Below are 19,508 nucleotides of genomic sequence, written 5' to 3'. Positions count from 1 at the left end.
ATTTAGGGGATGTTGAGGGCGGCGAGTTCGACCTCGCCGGATGCCGCCCCGCCGTTGTCGTCCCAAAACTCGATGACGCACGGGATCAGCAGGTAGCGCAACGCTCGTTCGACGACTCTGAAGTTTTGGCACATCAGGCGTGCGGAAAATTTTTGGGCGTTGATCGGCTTCCTGAATCGAGACGACGTCCTCTTGATCAGCATGGCGGGAAGCTGATTGTCGAAGAAATCTTCGATGGAATAGCCTGGGACTGCGGGGATCTGCTTGTTGATGACGGCAGGAGCGAAAGCGCAGTAGGCGAGTTGGTTGAAGCAAATCATCAGTTCGGCCGCATTGAAGTGTCCCGTGCTCCGAATGTAGGCGGACTCGGCGATGCTGAAGTTCCCGTACGCCATCACGTGTGTGGGGCCAGCGCCGTACTGCGCGTCCAGCAGATAGCGGCATCCCTTGTGGGAGTAGGGTTCCAGCACTTCGCTGATCAGCTCCTCGGTGATCGGAACCGTGGTCTTGAGTTCCATTTCGGTCTGGGTGGACGGCGCGGGCGCGCTCAACTCGGTGCTCATGCCGCGTATCCGGGTGTCTCGAGGCCGTCGAGCATCGTCAGACGGTGGGTTGTCAGCGTGCCCTCGGCGGTACCGTGCTTGGCCCGATGGATGAGGACCCGGTTATCCCACAGAATTATGTCCCCGACCTGGTAATGCTGAGTGTGGATGAACGGTGATCTGTACTCGGGATCGAGTTGCCCCGTTGCGATCATGAGTTCTTGCAGCACCGTCGGGTCGAGGACATTGCCGTCCCTGTCCTGGATCTTGGTGGTTGCTTTCGCGCAGATGTAGAGGATCTCTTGATCCGTCTTCGGGTGCCTGATCACTGTGGGCCACGTTCTGGGTGGCGTGGTTCGAGTGATGTCGTCCCAAATGTCTCCAATGGGTTTGTGGACGTCGCTCGGGCGGATCTTGATGAAACTCCGCGGGTCGTGTGTGCTGAATGTCCCGCGGACCGGGTTTTGCGTCCCAGCGGGCAGGGACTCCCACACCTTGTTGAGATCGATGAAATATGTACCGCGATCAGCCCCGGGGACAGCGAGCGGCACAACCATAGTGAACGCGATGGGTTTTGGCATGAAGCCATAGTCGACGTGCCAGAATGCGCCGGTGCGCGGAACGCCCTGGCCCTCCTCCGTGGACGAAACAAAAATCTCCGGATGCTGTTTGTGGTGGTACATGGGCTCGTAATACGGCACGATGTCGCCGATTATTCTGCCCAATTTGACGAACTGCTCCGGCGATGGATGGACGTCTTTGAGGATGACAAGCTTGTTCTCGTAAACTATTTCGCGTATCTCACCGGTGGACATCTTGTCCAAGTCTTCGGCGTCGAGCCCAGTGATTTGTGCACCGAGTCCCTCGCCTTTCACATTCAGCGTCATCGGAATCTTCTCCTCGTGAAGTTTGTCTTGTTCCGTCCAACCTTGGGTCGTCCCGTCGCACGCATGGAGTTAAGGGCTCCTCCCGTTCGCCCCCGGTACTTTGTCGGTTGTCCAAGTGGCGGGAAGCAACGGCGCGGTGGCGGTAGCGCTGTCCGACGACAGCTGTACCAGTCCGTCGGGAGTGCCGCCGGTGGCTCTGGCCGCGGTCCCGCTAAACCCGAGGGTTCCGGAGCCTTGGCTGCTCGTCGAACGGGCAGTGGGTTCAGCGTCAACGAGGGGATCGATATCGCCGAAAGTGACTGTTCCATCAAGAAATGCATCGCGATAGCCGCGCGCGCCGGCCGTGGCCTTGCGACGCCTCTTGCGTCGGGCTGCGGCGGGGATGCCGCTGCGTGCTGCCACGGCGGCGGCGATGTTGTCAGTGGTTGGGTCGGGCAACTTGGCGTCAGATTTGGGGCCGGAACCAACCCCGGGGGGAGCCAGACCGGAGACTGCGTAGTTGACGGCGGGTGAGGGTGCGGGCGCGCTAGCCGCAGCGGAGTTCGGCGCGGGGCTCGTTGGGTGCGGGCTTGCGCTGGGCGTGGTCAGGCTCACGGGCGCGGCAGCCACCGCGCTTGGGCCAATGTCGTCGGCACGGTCAGGTTCTGCGAAACCCGCAGGCAGGTCATCTATGTCAAGATCGAACGGGTCCGTGCCGAACAACAGCAGCAAGGCGCTCAGTGCGCTCAGTGCGGGAGCGAAGAAGGGAAGTAGCAGCAGTGCGTAGGAAGCGTAGTACGGGTACCAAAGCACGTCGTAGGCCAATAGCGCGATGAATGCCAAGATGATGGCGGTGGCGGGATGAAATCCGAGTCGTTGGAAAAACTCGCGAAAGTACTTAAGCGGGTCGGCGAGAAAATCCAGGATGTCCTGCAAAAGTTGACCGATTGAATTCCATGCGTTGGCCCGACTGTTCGCGGCATCGCCAGCGACGGCAAGGATGCGTGGCGCCGGCTGGATGGGTGGTGTCGCTGAGCTTGCTGCCTCGGCGACTGCCTGGTAGGCGGTCATCGTGTCGGCGGCTTGAATCCACATCCGGACGTAGTCGGCTTCGTTGAGCGCGATCGGAATCGTGTTGATACCGAAGAAGTTTGTGGCCGTGAGGATGCCATGAGCGGCATGGTTGGCGGCCAGTTCTGGCAGGGTGGGCATGGCGGTCAGGGCGCTGCTGTACGCGACTGCGGCCGTTTGGTGTTGTGCGGCGGTGAGTTCGCTGTCGACTGAGGCTTGTTCGAGCCATGCCAAGTATGGAGTGTGCGCAGCGACATACTGGGTGGCAGTCGTTCCCTGCCAGCTGGCGGCTAGTGCGTCCGCCAGCACTTGAGCCAGTTCTGCGGCGGTGTGAGCATATTGACTGCTGAGCTCCTGCCATTGCGCGGCCGCGGCAAGTAATGAACCCGGACCGGGCCCGGCGCTCAACAGAGCGGAGTGCACCTCTGGAGGCACAGCCATCCATAGGGGGACCGTCAAATGCCTAACCTCCTTACCCAAGCGTCAAGTGCGCGATCGGACGGTCCCCCAACCGCTTCGTGTCTCACTGAGTTGTTAGTCGGCCGGAGCAAACAAAAAGTTCCCGCTGCATCTGGCCTGGGTTTGGATGTCTGCTCCACCCGCTCTTCGGGACGGTCGGCGCTGATACTCGTCCTCAGCGCAGGGCGGCGACCTGCGCTGAGGGCAGCGGTCGCCGCGGATCGTGGTTAGATCATTGTCGGCCAATGCATTTCCGTGCGGCCTCGAAAACTCATTGCCAGGCGCCGCCTCGATGAGGGCCGGCTCTGAATGCCGGGTTCATCGGCTCCCGTGTCACTCGGCCAGGTGTGACTATCGCTCCGAAGTGGTGATGAGCTGTCGCGCAGCAACGTTGCGATGGGTCAGAACTTTCGTCGTGAATCAAGCCCGCCGCCGTTTTTCAGGCCAAATTCCTACGAGGTGAATGCGTAAGCTACGCACAAAGTATGCGGAATTGCCTGAATCCCAATTATTCTCGCGCACGCATCGCGAGCCCTCAACTAGTACAGTCTGATTCATGCCAGCGACCGACGCTCGTCATCTGGGCGGGATTTCCGAAACCGCACTCCTGACACTGCATCAACGAGCGGTCGAGGCGGCTCGGACCGACGGTGTCATCGAGGACCCGGAGGCGATCGTCCTGCATGACAGCATCGATTACGACTACCATCACTTCGGTCGTACGCATCAGACGACTGCCCTACGGGCCATGGCATTTGATCATGCATCCCGTGAGTACCTGGATACACATCCGCGCGCAACGGTGGTCGCGCTGGCGGAGGGACTGCAGACCAGCTTCTGGCGCCTCGACAACGGTGCGCTGAACTGGCTTTCGGTCGACCTGGCGCCGATCGTCCAACTGCGCGAGCAGCTTCTCCCAGCGTCGGAGCGGCTGCGCTCGTGTGCTCAGTCCGCACTCGACTATTCCTGGATGGACGAAGTCGACGACAGCAATGGGGTGCTGATAACGGCAGAGGGGCTGCTGCAGTATCTGGAACGCGACGTGGTGTTCGATCTGATTGCGGCGTGTGCCCAACGCTTTTCAAACGGCCAGCTTATTTTCGACAGCGTTCCGTGGTATCTGAGCTTCTATTCGCGGCGGCGCGGCGGGTTCAAGCTCAGCCAGTACTACACGGCACCCTCGATGCCTTTCTGGTTCACCGCCAACCAGTACGACGAACTCCGCGCTATCGCCGGTATCCGCGCGGTGCGTGAACTGCCGGCGCCGCCGGGCCGAGGCATGTTATTGCGGTGGGCGATCCCTTTCGTCTACCGGCTAGCACCGCTGCGTCGCTTCCGGGGTCCCGTGACGCTGGTCGAATTCGGTTGATTCGCAATGGGTGGCTCCGAAGTTGCGCAATCGCAGGCTGTTTGAAACCACGAAGAACGACGAGAACGCCATGGCCGCGCCGGCGATCACGGGGTTGAGCAACCCCGCCGCAGCAACGGGGATCGCGGCGATGTTGTAGCCGAATGCCCAGACCATGTTGAGTTTGATGGTGCGCATCGTTGCCGCAGCAAGATCAAGGGCCAGCGGCACGACGTTGAGGTCATCTCGGACGAGGATGATGTCGGCGGCGCCGATGGCTACGTCGGTGCCGTGTCCGATGGCCATACCCAGATCAGCACACGCGAGTGCGGGTCCGTCGTTGATGCCGTCTCCGACCATGGCGACTATCCGCCCGCGGTCGCGTAGCTGCTCGATGACGTCGACCTTGCCTTCAGGAAGAATGTCGGCGACTACCTCGTCGATGCCCACGTTGGTGGCCACCGCGGCTGCCGATGCGGGGTTGTCGCCGGTCAACAAGATGGTTCGCAGGCCACGGCGATGTAGTGCCGCCACGGCGGCAGCCGCCGAGCTCTTCACCGCATCGGCCACCGAGATGACGCCGCACGCTTCACCATCGATCTCGACGAATACTGCCGTCTCGCCTCGTGATTCGGCGGCACGCCGAGCGGTGACCAACTCTGTAGAGCTGCACGCCGGCGCAATCCATGACGGCTTGCCAACCCGGATTTCTCGTCCCGCCACGGTGCCACTGACTCCGCGTCCGGGTACGGCGCAAAAGTTGACGACCGGTTCTCGCTGTGCTGTTGACGACGCGATCACAAGCCCGATGGCGTGCTCGGACGCAGCTTCCACCGACGCGGCCAGTTCGAGAATCTCTTCGGTGCTCCAGCCGGGCGCGGCTCGCAGGGCGCTGACCGTCAACCGACCCGTGGTCAAAGTGCCGGTCTTGTCAAAGACCACGGTGTCGACTGCGCGAGTGGCTTCCAGCGAGCTATGGCCCTTGAGGAATATTCCGAGTTGGGCTCCGCGGCCCGACGCCACCATCATCGCAGTCGGGGTCGCGAGTCCCAGCGCGCACGGGCAGGCGATGACAAGGACCGCGAGGGCAGCCGAGAATGCCCGGTCCAGCCCGCCGCCGGCCACGAGCCATCCCGTGGCGGTCAGGACCGCGACGGCGAAGACGCAGGGCACGAAGACCGAGGCGACGCGGTCAGCGAGTCGCTGCGCGTTGGCTTTCTGCTCCTGTGCTCGTTCGACCAGGCGGACCATGCCCGCGAACTGGGTGTCGGCACCGACCGCGGCGGCTTCCACGATCAGCCTGCCATCGAGCACCACGGTGCCGCCGATGACGTTGGTGCCGGGCGCCACCCGGACCGGCTTGGCCTCGCCGGTCATGGCGCTCATATCGATCGCGGCGGACCCGTCGATGACAAGACCGTCGGCGGCGATCGTCTGCCCGGGCCGCACCACAAACCGGTGCTGCTCTTTGAGTTCCGCGGCCGGAATGACCATTTCGGATCCGTCGGGCCGCAGGACAGTGACATCTTTGGCGCTCAGCGCTGCCAGGGCCCGCAACGCCCCGGTTGCCTTCGACTTGGCGCGGGCCTCGAAATATCGTCCCGCTAATACGAATACCGTGACACCTGCGGCCACCTCGAAGTAGATGGCGTCACTTCCCAGTAGCGCTTGCCAGATCCCCTTGCGATCGGTGGATTGATGATTGCCGAAGACGGTGTAGAGCGACCACACCGTGGCCGCGGTGATACCGGTCGAGATCAGCGTTTCCATGGAGGCGCCATGGTGGCGCGCATTGCGTAATGCAACCCGGTGGAATGGCCACGCCGCCCACGTCACCACGGGGATCGCCAGCCCGGTGAGTACCCACCCCCAGCCGGCGAAGCGGGTGCTGGGTACCACCGCGAACATCACCGACAAGTCGGCCAACGGAACGAAAAGTACTGCGGCGACCGCTAACCGGATCAGGAGATACCGCGCGTGATCGCTATCGGGATCGCTGTCGCTTTGACTGCCGGCCGCCGCTGGTTCGGCGTCATAGCCCGCCTGGCGAACCGCCTCGCACAGCGCGTCGGACGCTACGTCCTCGGTGGTGTCGATGGTCGCGAGTCGGGTGGCGAAATTCACTGATGCCCGAACGTCCGGCAACTTGTTGAGCGCGGACTCGAGTCGTCCGGCGCAGGCGCCGCATGACATCCCGGTGATCTCGAGTTGTACTCGCTGCCCAGGCACGAGCCGTGCCTCAGGTGCCGTCGCTGACGACATCGTGATTTCTCACATCCTCTCGCAAACCCCCGTGCTACCCAGAGCAAGTCGTCGCTGGTAGGCAAAAAGTTCCACGCAACTTTCGCCGAGGCGCAGCATTTGCGGGCAGTGGCGCTGGCGACGACCAGTGGGTCACAGGGAACATTCCAACGCCTTTGCACGACTATAGGGACATGGATTGCGAAGTAGCTCGCGAGGCGCTTTCTGCCCGGATCGACGCCGAGCGAGAGCCCGTGCCCTCGGCCCGGGTCGATGAGCACCTGAACCAGTGTGCCGTGTGCCGCGCATGGTTTGACCAGGTGGCGACCCAAGCGGCCGGGCTCCACCAGCTGATCCAGTCCCGGGCGGTCATCGCGGCTGTTGGCCGGTACGCGGAATGCCCGGCGCCGTGCCGTTCAGCTATGCCTTGGCGGCGTTGCACCCTGCCCGGCGTGGGCGCGGCGCTGCGTCCGCGCGCGGTGCTGCGGCTGGCGGGCGTTTTGACGGTGTTCGTGACTGTTCTCACTGTTGGTGTCGTCATCGCCGCAGAGCCCGGCACTCTCAAGGGCGTGATAATGGTCACTCACCTGCCAGTGGTGATCGGTACGGTCCTGGCAATTTCGTTGTGGCGAAAAAGCTCTCGCTCCCGGTCGGCACCGGACGCGGTGGGGGAACTCGATATCGTATTGCCCGAGAACGCATCACGTGGGCGTCGTCGCGGCCATCTGTTTCCCACCGACGGCTCGGCGGCCTAGTCCGGCGATACGACGGCCAGTCGTAGACTGCTGACGAGATCGCATTGGCTGAGTGAAAGGGCGCAGCGACGGTGCAACTGAGCCAGACCGTTCGGCCGGAGCCGGCGAACCGACGCGGGTTCCTACTGTCGTTGGCCGTCGGCTGTGTCACGGTGTTGGGCGGCCTGGCCTATTACGCACTCGCCGCCGGCCAGCGGGTCTACACCGCCAAGGGTGACTCGTACCCAGGTGCCCCAACGGCGATGGCGGAGCCGTTGGGCTTCTTCGTCGCAACTTTGGCCGGCTGCGTTTGTTTAGGCGGGCTGCTCTACGTGGTGGTTGTCGCGCGCCCCGACGTACATCTGGTGATCGACGAAAGGGTATTCCGGACACATCTGATCGTCGAGCGGTCGGCAGTGCTATGGACGCTTACCGCAATGGCAATGGTGGTGATACAGGCAGCTAATGACGCGGGTGTGTCGGCGGCCCGGCTGATTCGGAGTGCCGCATTGGCGGACGCCATTGCTGCCTCCGAGATGTCGCGGGCGTGGATCGCGGTTGCGGTCGCCGGCGTCATTGTGGCGATTTGCATTCGGCTGTCCTTGAGTTGGCTGACGCATTTCGTTTTAATCGTGCCCGCGCTGCTCGGCATCGTCGCTGTGCCGGTGAATGGCAACGCAGGGCAGGGACCTGATCACGACTACGCGACGAGCACCGTCATCGTGTTCGCCGTTGCGCTGGCAGTGCTTACCGGCACCAAGGTGGCCTCGGTGATCAGTCCACCCGCCGCGGCGCTTGTGCGCCGCGCGCTTGTCCTGGAAACCGTTTGCGGTGCAACCGCTCTCGGTTACGGCACGGTGCTGCTGTGCTTGCTGATGGGTTCAGCGCATCCGGGCGAAACTACGTACGGGCGGGCAGCCATCACAGCCGCCGCTCTGCTGTTGCTGGTTTGGCTCGGCGACGTCACGTCGTTGGCATTCCCGCGGACCCGCAGTCTGCCCGCGTCCGGGTCTCGTAGCGCCGTGGGTGCCCTCGTGATGATCGCGGTGGTTGCGTTGACCTCATCGATGGCGACGCAGACGGCACCGCGGCTGCTTGCGCACCGATTCACGACGTGGGATGTCTTCCTGGGGTTTACGTTGCCAGAACCGCCGAGCGTGCTGGGGATACTGACAGTCTGGAGGTTCGACACCTTTATCGGTGTCGCGGCTGCGGCGTTGGCCGCGGGGTATGTGTGGGGCTTTGTCCGCCTGCGCCGCCGTGGCGACAGTTGGCCGTCCGGGCGTCTCGTCAGCTGGCTTCTAGGGTGCCTGATCTTGTTGTTTACCACTAGTTCCGGGGTGAAGGCCTACGGTTCGGCGATGTTCAGCGTCCACATGGCCGAACACATGACCCTGAACATGTTTGTTCCGGCATTGCTGGTGTTAGGGGGGCCGGTGACATTGGCGTTGCGTGCGTTGCGGCCGGCTCGGGACAATCAGCCCGCGGGCCCGAGGGAATGGCTTCGGTGGCTGATTCACTCCAACGTGGTTGCGTTTTTGGCGCACCCCGTCACGGCCTTCCTTCTTTTTGTGTCCTCGTTGTACGTCGTGTATTTCACTCCGCTGTTCGACACCCTGGGCCGCTACCACTGGGGTCACGAGTTGATGAGTCTGCATTTCTTGCTGGTCGGGTACCTGTTCTACTGGGGCATCATCGGTATCGATGCGGGGCCGCGGAAGCTGCCATTCTTGGGCCGGCTCGGGCTGCTTTTCGCCGTAATGCCCTTCCATGCTTTTTTCGGCATTGCCACCATGGCGATGACGACAATCATCGGTGGCCGGTTCTACCGCGAGGTCGCGCTGCCCTGGCTGTCCAGCCTCCGTGGTGACCAGCACTTGGGTGGAGCGATCGCCTGGGGGGCCAGCGAACTGCCGGTCATCTTAGTGGTGATTGCGCTTGTCACACAGTGGGCGCGCGAGGATCGTCGAACCGCAACTCGAGCGGATCGGCATGCCGATTCCGGCTACGTCGACGACGAACTTGACGCCTACAACGCCATGTTGCGCGAGCTCTCGCGTAATCGGCGGTGATGGCCAGACCGTTCCTCGAGCACCGACGTCTCGTCGCTGGGGACCTGCATAGAGGAGAATGTGGATGACCGATCAGCGGTGCCCCTCCGGCCAACGGCGCATGCTGCGAAGAATCGAAAACCGGGTCCTCGAACAAGTTTGGATTGCACGCGCCCGGCGGGGCGTGGGCGGTGCCTTGGTAGTAGTGCTGGCAATCGCGGCGTGGGCGTGGTGGCTTGAGGCTGTAGCCCGGGGATTGTCGGGTGCGGCTATCGCCTTGCCTGCGGCGGCTGTCGTGTTCTTTGTCGCGGCGTCAGCCCTCTCGGCATTGGCACTTGCGCTGCGACGCTTTCGCTGGTGCTGCGCCGCGGCGTATTGCTGCGGATTGGCCGCGGTGATCGGGATCGGCGCCTTCTGGTGGGCGCGTACCGGAACCTTGGCGATCGGGGTTTCGTGGCTGGTGCTCGCCGATCTGACGACCCTGGTGTTGTGCGCGGGATGGCTCGCGGTGATCCTTACTCCGATCGAACGTTCCCAGCCGGACATGCGGAACCGGTTGGCGGTTCGGGCCGGTTGGCGCAGGCGGCACCCCACATCGCGCTGACGTCTGCGTGGTCGACACAGCCGTGCTCGTGGCGGTTGTGGCTATCGGGGCAGCACGGCCTCGATAGCCGTGATTACCTCGGGGGCATCGGGCTCAGTGCGCGGCCGGAATCGGTTGGTCACCGCACCGTCGGGCGCTAGCAGGAACTTCTCGAAGTTCCACTGGATGTCGCCTGCCCCACCGTCGGCATCGGCGGCCTTGGTCAACTCGTCATACAGCGGGTGGCGGTCACCGCCGTTGACGTCCGCCTTCGCCAGCAGCGGGAAGGTCACTCCGTAGGTCGTCGAGCAGAACTCCTGGATCTCATCGGCGGTGCCCGGTTCCTGGCCCATGAACTGGTTGCACGGGACGCCGACGACCGTCAGGCCACGGTCGCCGTAGTCCTTTGCCAGTTTCTCCAGCGCTGTGTATTGCGGAGTAAGTCCGCATTTGGAGGCTACGTTCACGACCAGCGTTGCGCCGTCGGACAATTCGGCCAGCGTGGTCGGTGTGCCGTCGAGGGTGGTCAGGGCGATGTTTTTGAGGGTCACGCCGACGACGCTAATGCAACGTGGTTCTCGCGGCCAGGCCGAGTAAATACCCAAGAATCTAAGCCCGTTCCGGCATCGCGGAAGTGGGTAAACGACTCAGTAGCGCGCGGGACGTGAGCTCAGAAGACAGGTTGTTACTCGGGAAGGCGGGATCAAATGGCTAGTCAAGAGGGGAGCCGGTGGGACGTCAGTATCAAGAGCAACGCGATTTGCCTTGAGCGCATCTCTGCCGACGAAGACCAGGTGTCCGAAGATTCGCTGGCGGCAGAGGAGGCCCGCGAACTTGCTGGCCTGTTGACGAAGTTCGCCGACAAACTCGACGAGTCGGGGGACTCCGATAATTCCGACGGCTCGGACGACAAGGACGAATCCGCCGATAAGTCCGACAACTCCGAGGATTAATCCGCGCGGGTCGCACAGCCCGGTTGGGAGCAATCGGTCGCCGCTATATGCTCGGCAACGCTATGAACGACGCGTCGTCCGCAACCATCGGGCAATCGGGCGTGGATGACAGCGACCACCCCGACAAGCTAGACGCCAGGCTGCTCCGCATCGGTGCGGTATGCGGGCTGGCGACCCTGATGGGGTTTCTGGACGCCACCGCGGTCGCCGTTGCCCAGCGCACCTTCGTCGCACAATTCGGTTCCACGCCGGCCGTGGTCTCATGGACGATCGCCGGCTACCTACTCGCGTTCGCGGCCGTTGTCCCGGTGACTGGCTGGGCAGTCGACCGGTTCGGCACCAAGCGACTCTTCATGGCCGCGGTCGCGGTGTTCACGGTGGCGTCGCTGCTGTGCACGATCGCGCCAAACATCTTGCTGCTCATAATCTTCCGGGTGCTTCAGGGGGCCGGTGGTGGCATTTTGTCACCACTGAGCTTTGTGATCGTGACGCGTGAGGCCGGCCCCAAGCGACTCGGCCGCTTAATTGCGGTGGGGGCGGTTCCCTTCTTGCTCGGCCCTATTGGTGGACCGATCCTGGGCGGGTGGTTGATCGGCAACTACGGCTGGAAGTGGATATTCCTGATCAACCTGCCCATCGGGCTGATGACGCTCGCGCTCGCGGCAATCCTGTTCCCGAAGGATCGTCCGGCGCCATCGGAGGCACTCGACGTCGTCGGTGTGCTGCTGCTATCACCCGGCGTGGCGACATTGCTGGCCGGGGTGTCATCGATACCCGAGCATCACACGGTCGCTGATCCGCATGTGTCGCTACCTATCCTGATCGGCCTGACATTGATCGTTGCCTTTGTCGTTCATGCCTGGCGTCGCACCGATCACCCACTCGTCGACTTGCGACTGTTTGGCAACCGTGTGGTCGCATTGGCCAACGTGACGCTGCTGCTCTTCGCCGCCACCTACGTCGGCGTCTTGCTGCTTATTCCAAGCTATTTCCAGGTCGCGCTGCACCAGACACCAATGCAGTCGGGGCTGCACTTGATTGCGATGGGAGTCGGCGTCATCGTGACCACGCCGCTGTCGGGGGCAGTCATGGATAAATTCGGGCCCGGCAGGATGGTGCTGATCGGATTCCCGCTGATGGCAGCGGGCTTGGGCATTTTCACCGTCGGAGTCGCCCGACAAGCCGACTATTCGCCGACACTGCTGGTAGGCCTGCTGATCATGGGCCTGGGAATCGGCTGCGCGGCGACGCCACTTTCCGCGGGGTGTGTGCAGTCGTTGGCACCGAATCAGATTGCGCGGGCGACAACACTGCTGGGCATCAACGATCAACTCGGTGGCGCCATCGGCGCCGCGTTGATGGCGGTGCTGCTGACCAATCAGCTCAGCCGCCATGACGACATGGGTACCTCCCCCCACCTCGCGCATGCCTACACGACGGTGTTTGTGGTGGCTGCCGCTCTGGCCACCTGCACGATCGTCCCCGCGGCATTTCTGCCGAGGAAAAAAACAGCAGAGCCCACGCCAGCAGTCGAGGGCTGATTCTTCGCGTTCACGCAGCCGCGGGCGGGTCGCTAAGTTAGGGGAGCCTAAGGTAAACTTCCACGCTTGTAGGCGGTGCTCGCTAAGCGCCGTCGTTGCCGGGGCGAAGAGAGTGAGTGGGTTTCGCGTAATGCGCATTGTGTTTTTCGGATTTCAGACGTGGGGATACAAGACGCTTCGGGCGTTGATAGATCTCGAGCACGAAGTCGTACTCGCCGTCACCCACCCGGCCAGCAGCGAATCCTACAAGGCGATCTGGTCGGCGCCGGTCGACGAACTCGCTCGCGAGCACGGCATCCCAGTCCACTTCGCCGAGCGGGTCGACGCCGAGACCATCGATTTGGTCAATCACTTTGAGCCCGATGTCATCGTCGTCAATAGCTGGTATCACCGGATGCCGGCCGAGTTGTACGACCTGCCGCGACACTGCACCTTGAACTTTCACGATTCGCTGCTGCCGAAATTCACCGGGTTTTCGCCTGTGCTGTGGGCGTTGATCAGTGGCGAGTCCGAGTTCGGATTGACCGTGCACCGGATGGATGGCGGTCTGGACACCGGGGACATCCTGGTGCAGCGCTCGCTGCCGATAGGTCCGACCGATACCGGCACCGAATTGGTAATGCGGGGCATGGGTTTGATTCCGGGCGCGCTGGACGAAGCGCTGAGTGCTTTGGAGTCCGGCGATGCGGTCTTTCGGCCGCAAGAAAAGGCTGAGCGGAGCTACTTCCACAAGCGTTCGGAGCGCGACAGTTTGATCGACTGGAGTTGGCCGGCCGAGGACCTGGCGCGGTTTGTCCGCGCACTGTCCGAACCCTATCCGCGTGCGTACTCCTTCTATCGGGGTGAGCGGATCGAGATCCTCGAGGCGAGTGTTTCCGATGCCCGTTACGGCGGGACGCCGGGCCGGGTGATGGTGCAGGAAGAAGGCGGAGTCGTGGTGTGCGGGTCCGACACACGCCGGGGCTCTAATCGAGGATTGCTGATCACTCGGGTCCGTTCGTCGGACGGAGTCGAATGCTCTGGGGAGAAGTACTTTCGGCACGGGGGCTACCTGGATAGCCACGCATAGTGCGACGATCGACTGGAAATTCTTGCGCGGCTGATGATTTCGGCCCGTCGTAGATGCTGAATTACGGTACGCAACCCGAAGTGTTGGGGCCGCTGACCCCCGCGCAGCGTTCGATGTGGGTTGCCCAGGAACTCCTGCCCGAAGTCCCCTACAACTTCGCCGGTTACGTCGCGATCGATCACGATGTCGATGCCGAGAGGCTGATGGACGCGTGCAGATCGGCGGCGACGCGGTTCGGCACACCATGTGCTCGGCTGTCCCTCGACGATGGCGAACCGGTGTTCATGCTCGACCATTCGGTTCCGCAGACCCTGCAGTGTATCGATCTGCGGGCCGAGTCCGACCCGGTAGCCGCTGCTCGCGCCTGGATGGACCACGACTACCGCCGGCCGGTCGATATGGTTCGCGACCGGCTCACCGATTTCGTGCTGCTTCGAATTACCGACAACTTGGCCTACTTTTACCTGCGGGTGCACCACGTCCTTCTGGACGGCTACGGCTCCTACAGTTTCATGCGGCACGTGGCGGAGGTCTACTCCGGAGCGGCTGCCACTACGGGTGAGGTTGATTTCTCGGAGTTCGACCTATTCCGTGTCGCGGACGAGAAATATCGGAGCTCTTCACGCAGTCAAGCCGATGCCGAGTACTGGCAGAACGTGCTGCGCGGGTCCCCGGAAGTCACCGACTTGTCGGGAAGACAGCGGACAGTGGCCCCGCGCCACCCGCTGGTGCGCGAATTGGCCTGCCCACATCGGTTCGACGTCGCGAGGGTTGTCGCGGCCATGGCGGTGTTCCTCGCGAAAACGACAGGGCAACAGACCGTTTCGCTGTCGCTGCCGGTTTCGGCGCGCACCACCGCTGCGCTGAAAAAGTGTGCGGGCATGGTGTCCAACATGGTGTCGCTGGTCATCGATGTTCTCGATGGAGACACCATTGGCGCACTCACCGATCGGGTTGGCACGGCCGTGGTGGGCGCACTGCGGCATCAACAGTTCAGGGGTTTCCCGGACATCGCCGGCGATGGAAACCGTCGCGACATGAACCTCGAGTTCGGCCCGACGGTCAACGTGCTCGACTTTGCGGCCCCGCTCTATTTCGGCTCGTCCGAAGCCATCGTCAACATACTGAGCAACTTCCCCATCCAAGACATCGCGGTCAACATCTATCCACAGCTGGGTGACGGCGCACCGCAGGTTCACTTCGCCTGGAATCCGGACCGGTACGCCGCCGACGAGATCGCCGGGCACATCACGCGTCTGGAATCGCTCTTTGACCGTCTGCTGTCGGCGGATCCGTCCGTGGTGGTGGGCGAGGTGCCGTTGCTCGGCGACGATGAGCGGGCGCGGTTGGACCTGTTGGGCAATCGTGCGGTGCTGGACCGGCCGGTGGCCGGGGAGTCGATACCGGAATTGTTTGCCGCCCAAGTCGCTCGCACGGCGGATGCGGTGGCGATTAGTTGTGCGGCCCGCTCGATGAGTTATCGAGAGCTTGACGAGGCGTCTAATCGGTTGGCGCACTTGCTGGTTGGTCTGGGTGCGGGTCCGGGCCGGTGTGTGGCGGTGATGTTTTCGCGCTCGGCCGAGGCGATCGTGGCGATATTGGCGGTGCTCAAGTCGGGGGCGGCCTACCTGCCGATCGATTCCGCGGTGCCCGATTCTCGCGTCGAGTTCATGCTCGCCGATGCCGCGCCGATCGCGGCGCTGACCACCGCTGAGTTAGCCGGGCGGTTCGAAAGTCACGGCGTCGTGGTGATTGATGTCGAGAATCCCGACATTGGCGCGCAGCCCGGTGTGGCGTTGCCGTTGCCGGTCGCCGATGATGTCGCCCACATTGTCTACACCTCGGGCACCACCGGCGTGCCCAAGGGGGTGGCGACGACTCACCACAACGTGACTCAGCTGTTGAGCCCACTGCATATGGGTCTGCCGTCGGGGCCGGGGGAGGTCTGGTCGCAGTGGTACTCCTATGCGTTTGACGCCTCGGTCGAAGAGATCTGGGGGGCGTTGCTGCACGGGTCTCGGCTCCTGATCGTGCCCGAGTCGGTGGCCGCGGTGCCAGATGACTTCCAGAACTTGCTGATCGACGAACGCGTCACCGTGTTGCACCAAACTCCGTCGGCGGTGTCGGCGCTGTCGCCCGAAGGCTTGCAGTCGGCGGCGTTGGTAGTCGCGGCTGAGCCGTGTGCAGTGGAGTTGGTCGATCGTTGGGCGCCGGGGCGAGTGATGACCAACGCCTATGGTCCCACCGAGACCACGCTATGCGTCACCGTCAGTGTGCCGCTGCAGGCGGGAACTGGGGTGGTGCCCATCGGGGTGCCGATTCCGGGGGCGGCGTTGTTTGTGCTCGACGCGCGATTGCGGCCGGTGCCGCCCGGCGTGGTGGGCGAGTTGTATGTGGCCGGTGCAGGTGTGGGGGTGGGCTATCTACACCGGGCCGGGTTGACCGCCTCGCGGTTTGTGGCCTGTCCGTTCGCCGGCGCGGCAGCGCCAGGGCAACGTATGTATCGCACCGGGGATCTGGTGAGCTGGGGTACCGACGGGCAGCTGCGCTATGTCGGGCGGGCTGATGAGCAGGTCAAGGTCCGCGGTTATCGGATCGAGCTGGGCGAAATCCAGGCGGCGCTAAGCGGTTTGGATGGAGTCGAGGCAGCGGTTGTGGTGGTTCGTGAGGACCGTCCCGGCGATAAGCGGCTGGTGGGTTATGTCACCGAGGCGGTTCCCGGGTTCGTCGATGTCGATGGTGTACGCGCCCGGTTGGCCGAGCGGTTGCCGGCCTACATGGTCCCGGCGGCGGTCGTGGTGGTGGCCGCATTGCCGTTGACGGTCAACGGCAAACTCGACACCCGCGCATTACCCGCACCAGAGTACCGTGACGCCGACTACCGGGCTCCGTCCAACGCCATCGAGGAAATCCTGGTCGCTATCTACGCCCAGGTCCTCGGCCTGGACCGGGTCGGAATCGACGACTCCTTCTTCGACCTCGGCGGCGACAGCATCTTGTCGATGCGGGTCGTGGCCCGGGCCCGCGCCGCCGGGGTGCTGTGTCGCCCGCGCGACATTTTCGTCGAACAAACCGTGGCCGGTCTGGCGCGAGTGGCCACGATCGCCACCGGCGACGATGATGCGGTCGACGAGGGTATCGGCTCAGTCGTCGCGACCCCGATCATGCGCTGGCTGCACGGAGTGGACGGCCCGATCGACCAGTTCAACCAGACGATGGTGGTCCAAGCCCCTTCCGGCGTCACCGATGCCGATGTCAGCGTCGTGCTGCAGGCCCTGCTGGACCGGCATGCCGTGCTGCGCCTCTACGTCGACGACGACGGGGCCGGGGTTTGGTCACTGCAGGTGCCCGAACCAGGCTCGGTGCGCGCGCAAGACTGCCTGCACATCGCCGAAGAGTTGTCCGATCGGGCGCTGGTCGAAGCGCGGTCGCGGCTGAATCCGGCTGCCGGGGTAATGGTGAGCGCGTTGTGGATTACCTCGACCAGTCAGCTGGTGTTGATCATCCATCACCTGGCCGTCGACGCGGTGTCGTGGCGAATCCTGTTGGAAGACATCAACGTTGCCTGGGCGCTGCACCACACCGGCCGACCCGTCGCGTTGCCGGCGGGCGGCACATCGTTTGCCCGCTGGTCCTCGCTGATCGATGAGCACGCGCGCCGGCCCGACGTCGTGGAGCACGCCGGCGTGTGGCGCAACGTGATGGCGACCCCGGCGGCGTTGCCGGCGATGCAACCCGGCGCAGACACCCACGCCAACGCCGGGAAGCTGTCGCTATCGCTGGATATCGAGACGACACGCATGCTGCTCGGTGAGGTACCCACGGCGTTTCACGCTGGTGTGCAAGACATTCTGTTGATTGCCTTCGGGCTGGCATTCGCCGAGTTCTTGGGCACCGCAGATGTACCGGTCGGTATCGACGTGGAAGGCCATGGTCGCCAGGAGCAGCTGGACGCCCGCGTCGATTTGTCGCGCACAGTGGGCTGGTTTACCGCCAAGTATCCGGTGGCGCTCAACGTCGGCGGGCTGGACTGGCACCTGGTAACCGCTGGGGAGGTCGGGCTCGGGGGAGTGATCAAAGCTGCCAAAGAACAACTGCGCGGCTTACCCGAAGGCTTGACCTACGGATTGTTGCGCTACCTCAACAACGAGGTGGATCTGAGTGGGCCAGACCCGGCGATCGCGTTCAATTACCTTGGCCGCCTGGGCGGTGCCGCCGATCTGACCGAGGATCTGTGGCGACCCAGCGTCGACGCTTTGTCGGCCACCACGACGGCGACAGCGGTACCGATACCGCTGAGTTACACCGTGACACTTGACGCCGGCACCATCGACAGCGAGGCCGGCCCGCACCTGCATGCCAACTGGACATGGGCACCGTCAGTTCTGAATCAATCCCAGATAAATCGGTTGAGCCAGTTGTGGTTTGAGGCCCTGTCCGGTATCTGCGCGCACGTGCGGCGCGGTGGGGGCGGGTTGACCCCGTCGGATGTGCTTCCCGCCCGTCTTACCCAAAGCGAGCTCGACGAACTCGAGCGGCACCATCAGATTGCCGATGTGTTGCCGTTGACGCCGCTGCAACAAGGACTGTTCTTTCACGCCACCATCGCGCAGAGCAGTGGTGTCGATCCGTACGAGCCACAGCTGGACATCACCATGACCGGCTCGCTCGACGAGGTTCGACTGCGTGAGGCGGTGCACGCCGTCGTGACCCGTCATCCCAACCTGGCGGCACACTTCTGCCCGCAATTCGACCCGCCGGTGCAAATCATTCCCGCCGACGCCGCCCCCGCGTGGCAATACATCGACCTGAATGGCGGCGACTTCAATGTCGACGAGCAGGTGCAGCGATTGTGTGTCGACGAACGTGCTGCGGTCTGCGACCTGGCCAACCCGCCGGTCTTTCGCGCGGCGCTGATTCGCACCGCGCCAGACCAATACCGGTTCGTGCTCACCAACCATCACATCGTGCTCGACGGCTGGTCGCTGCCCATCCTGCTGCAGGAGATATTCGCGAGCTACGACAGGCAGCGGTTGCCAGCACCGGTGCCGTATCGCAGATTCGTTGCCTGGCTTGCCGATCGAGACCTCGACGCTGCCCAGGCAGCCTGGCGGGAAGTGTTCGACGGCTTCGAGACGCCGACGTTGATCGGCGCGCGGCACACGCAGCAACTCGGACCGCGCGGTCTGAGATCGTTGCGGCTACCCGAGCAGACCACGCAGGCTTTGGCCCAACTCGCCCGCGCACACCGCACCACCGTCAATACCGTGCTGCAGGCCGGCTGGGCTCAGCTGCTCATGTGGCTGACCGGTCAGCACGATGTGGCCTTCGGCGCCACCGTCTCCGGACGTCCAGCCGAGGTGGCTGGGTTGGAATCGCTTGTGGGCCTGGCGATCAACACGGTGCCGGTGCGGGCACGCGCCACCGCGCTCACCACCGCGGCCGAGCTACTCGACCAGCTGCACGACGTCCATCAACAGACGCTGGATCACGAGTATGTGGCGCTCAGCGATATCCACCGCCTCATCGGTCACGAACAGCTGTTTGACACCTTGTTCGTCTACGAGAACTACCCGATCGACGCCGCGGCATCATCGGGACTCGGTGAGCTGGCGATCACCCAGTTCACCAGTCACGAATCCACGCACTACCCGCTGACACTGCAAGCTACGCCAGGCTCAGAACTGGCGCTACGCGTCGAATACGACGCCGATCTATTCGACGCTGAAAGCGTTGAGGTGCTTACCGATCGGCTGTGCCGGGTGTTGTTGGCCATGGTGGAGGATCCGTCGCGGCGGTTGTCGTCGGTGGATTTGCTCGATGCCGATGAACATGCCCGTCTGGACGAGATCGGCAATCGCGCGATGTTGGTTCGGCCGGTGGCCGGGGAGTCGATACCGGAATTGTTTGCCGCCCAAGTCGCTCGCACGGCGGATGCGGTGGCGATTAGTTGTGCGGCCCGCTCGATGAGTTATCGAGAGCTTGACGAGGCGTCTAATCGGTTGGCGCACTTGCTGGTTGGTCTGGGTGCGGGTCCGGGCCGGTGTGTG

The 19,508-nt window shown here is 63.4% G+C and carries 13 protein-coding genes; 8 read left to right on the top strand and 5 right to left on the bottom strand.

From position 1 onward, the window contains the following. Nucleotides 1–2 precede the first annotated feature (2 nt). The 3 genes from DB708_RS05480 to DB708_RS05470 form a co-directional block, all read right to left on the bottom strand. Nucleotides 3–563 (bottom strand): FcoT family thioesterase, encoded by a 561-nt coding sequence (locus DB708_RS05480; protein ID WP_108920910.1) that lies wholly within the window; start codon nucleotides 561–563, stop codon nucleotides 3–5. Beyond that, the gene (scoE, locus tag DB708_RS05475) at nucleotides 560–1,429 is read right to left on the bottom strand and encodes a (3R)-3-[(carboxymethyl)amino]fatty acid oxygenase/decarboxylase (RefSeq protein WP_108920909.1); all 870 of its coding nucleotides are present in this window, start codon (nucleotides 1,427–1,429) and stop codon (nucleotides 560–562) included. The genes DB708_RS05480 and scoE overlap by 4 nt, the downstream gene beginning before the upstream one ends. Nucleotides 1,430–1,498: 69 nt before the next feature. Next, entirely contained in the window at nucleotides 1,499–2,920 is a 1,422-nt protein-coding gene (locus DB708_RS05470) for a PPE domain-containing protein (RefSeq protein WP_108920908.1), read from the bottom strand. A 574-nt stretch (nucleotides 2,921–3,494) separates the two neighbouring features. On the opposite strand from DB708_RS05470, the gene DB708_RS05465 reads away from it, so the two are divergent. Then, complete coding sequence (locus tag DB708_RS05465) at nucleotides 3,495–4,307, top strand: class I SAM-dependent methyltransferase (RefSeq protein WP_108920907.1); 813 nt, start codon at nucleotides 3,495–3,497, stop codon at nucleotides 4,305–4,307. On the opposite strand, the gene DB708_RS05460 is transcribed toward DB708_RS05465, so the two are convergent. Further along, nucleotides 4,254–6,548, bottom strand: coding sequence for a heavy metal translocating P-type ATPase (locus DB708_RS05460; protein WP_108920906.1), 2,295 nt, complete (start codon nucleotides 6,546–6,548; stop codon nucleotides 4,254–4,256). The two genes, DB708_RS05465 and DB708_RS05460, sit on opposite strands and share 54 nt — an antisense overlap. 173 nt (nucleotides 6,549–6,721) lie before the next feature. Between DB708_RS05460 and DB708_RS05455 the strand changes: the two genes are divergently transcribed. The 3 genes from DB708_RS05455 (at nucleotide 6,722) to DB708_RS05445 (ending at nucleotide 9,916) form a co-directional block, all read left to right on the top strand. After that, nucleotides 6,722–7,282, top strand: coding sequence for a zf-HC2 domain-containing protein (locus DB708_RS05455; RefSeq protein ID WP_108920905.1), 561 nt, complete (start codon nucleotides 6,722–6,724; stop codon nucleotides 7,280–7,282). A 77-nt stretch (nucleotides 7,283–7,359) separates the two neighbouring features. Next, nucleotides 7,360–9,333: a cytochrome c oxidase assembly protein gene (locus tag DB708_RS05450; RefSeq protein WP_409347557.1), complete on the top strand. Its 1,974-nt coding sequence runs from the start codon at nucleotides 7,360–7,362 to the stop codon at nucleotides 9,331–9,333. 64 nt (nucleotides 9,334–9,397) lie between these two features. Next, entirely contained in the window at nucleotides 9,398–9,916 is a 519-nt protein-coding gene (locus DB708_RS05445) for a hypothetical protein (protein ID WP_108921010.1), read from the top strand. Between the two features lie 41 nt (nucleotides 9,917–9,957). Here the strand turns inward: DB708_RS05445 and DB708_RS05440 are convergent, their stop codons facing one another. Further along, nucleotides 9,958–10,446 carry a glutathione peroxidase gene (locus DB708_RS05440; protein WP_108920903.1) on the bottom strand — a complete coding sequence of 163 codons (489 nt, stop codon included), beginning with the start codon at nucleotides 10,444–10,446 and terminating at the stop codon, nucleotides 9,958–9,960. Between the two features lie 156 nt (nucleotides 10,447–10,602). On the opposite strand from DB708_RS05440, the gene DB708_RS05435 reads away from it, so the two are divergent. The 4 genes from DB708_RS05435 to DB708_RS05420 form a co-directional block, all read left to right on the top strand. Further along, nucleotides 10,603–10,848: a hypothetical protein gene (locus DB708_RS05435; RefSeq protein WP_108920902.1), complete on the top strand. Its 246-nt coding sequence runs from the start codon at nucleotides 10,603–10,605 to the stop codon at nucleotides 10,846–10,848. 47 nt (nucleotides 10,849–10,895) lie between these two features. Beyond that, complete coding sequence (locus DB708_RS05430; protein ID WP_108920901.1) at nucleotides 10,896–12,389, top strand: DHA2 family efflux MFS transporter permease subunit; 1,494 nt, start codon at nucleotides 10,896–10,898, stop codon at nucleotides 12,387–12,389. A gap of 130 nt (nucleotides 12,390–12,519) precedes the next feature. After that, entirely contained in the window at nucleotides 12,520–13,458 is a 939-nt protein-coding gene (locus DB708_RS05425; RefSeq protein ID WP_108920900.1) for a methionyl-tRNA formyltransferase, read from the top strand. Between the two features lie 53 nt (nucleotides 13,459–13,511). Beyond that, the coding region (locus DB708_RS05420) for a non-ribosomal peptide synthetase (protein WP_133250981.1) at nucleotides 13,512–19,508 on the top strand (5,997 nt) is incomplete at its 3' end.

The organism is Mycobacterium montefiorense, assembly GCF_003112775.1.
Classification (GTDB): Bacteria; Actinomycetota; Actinomycetes; order Mycobacteriales; family Mycobacteriaceae; genus Mycobacterium; species Mycobacterium montefiorense.
This window is presented reverse-complemented; position numbering and strand designations above follow the sequence as displayed.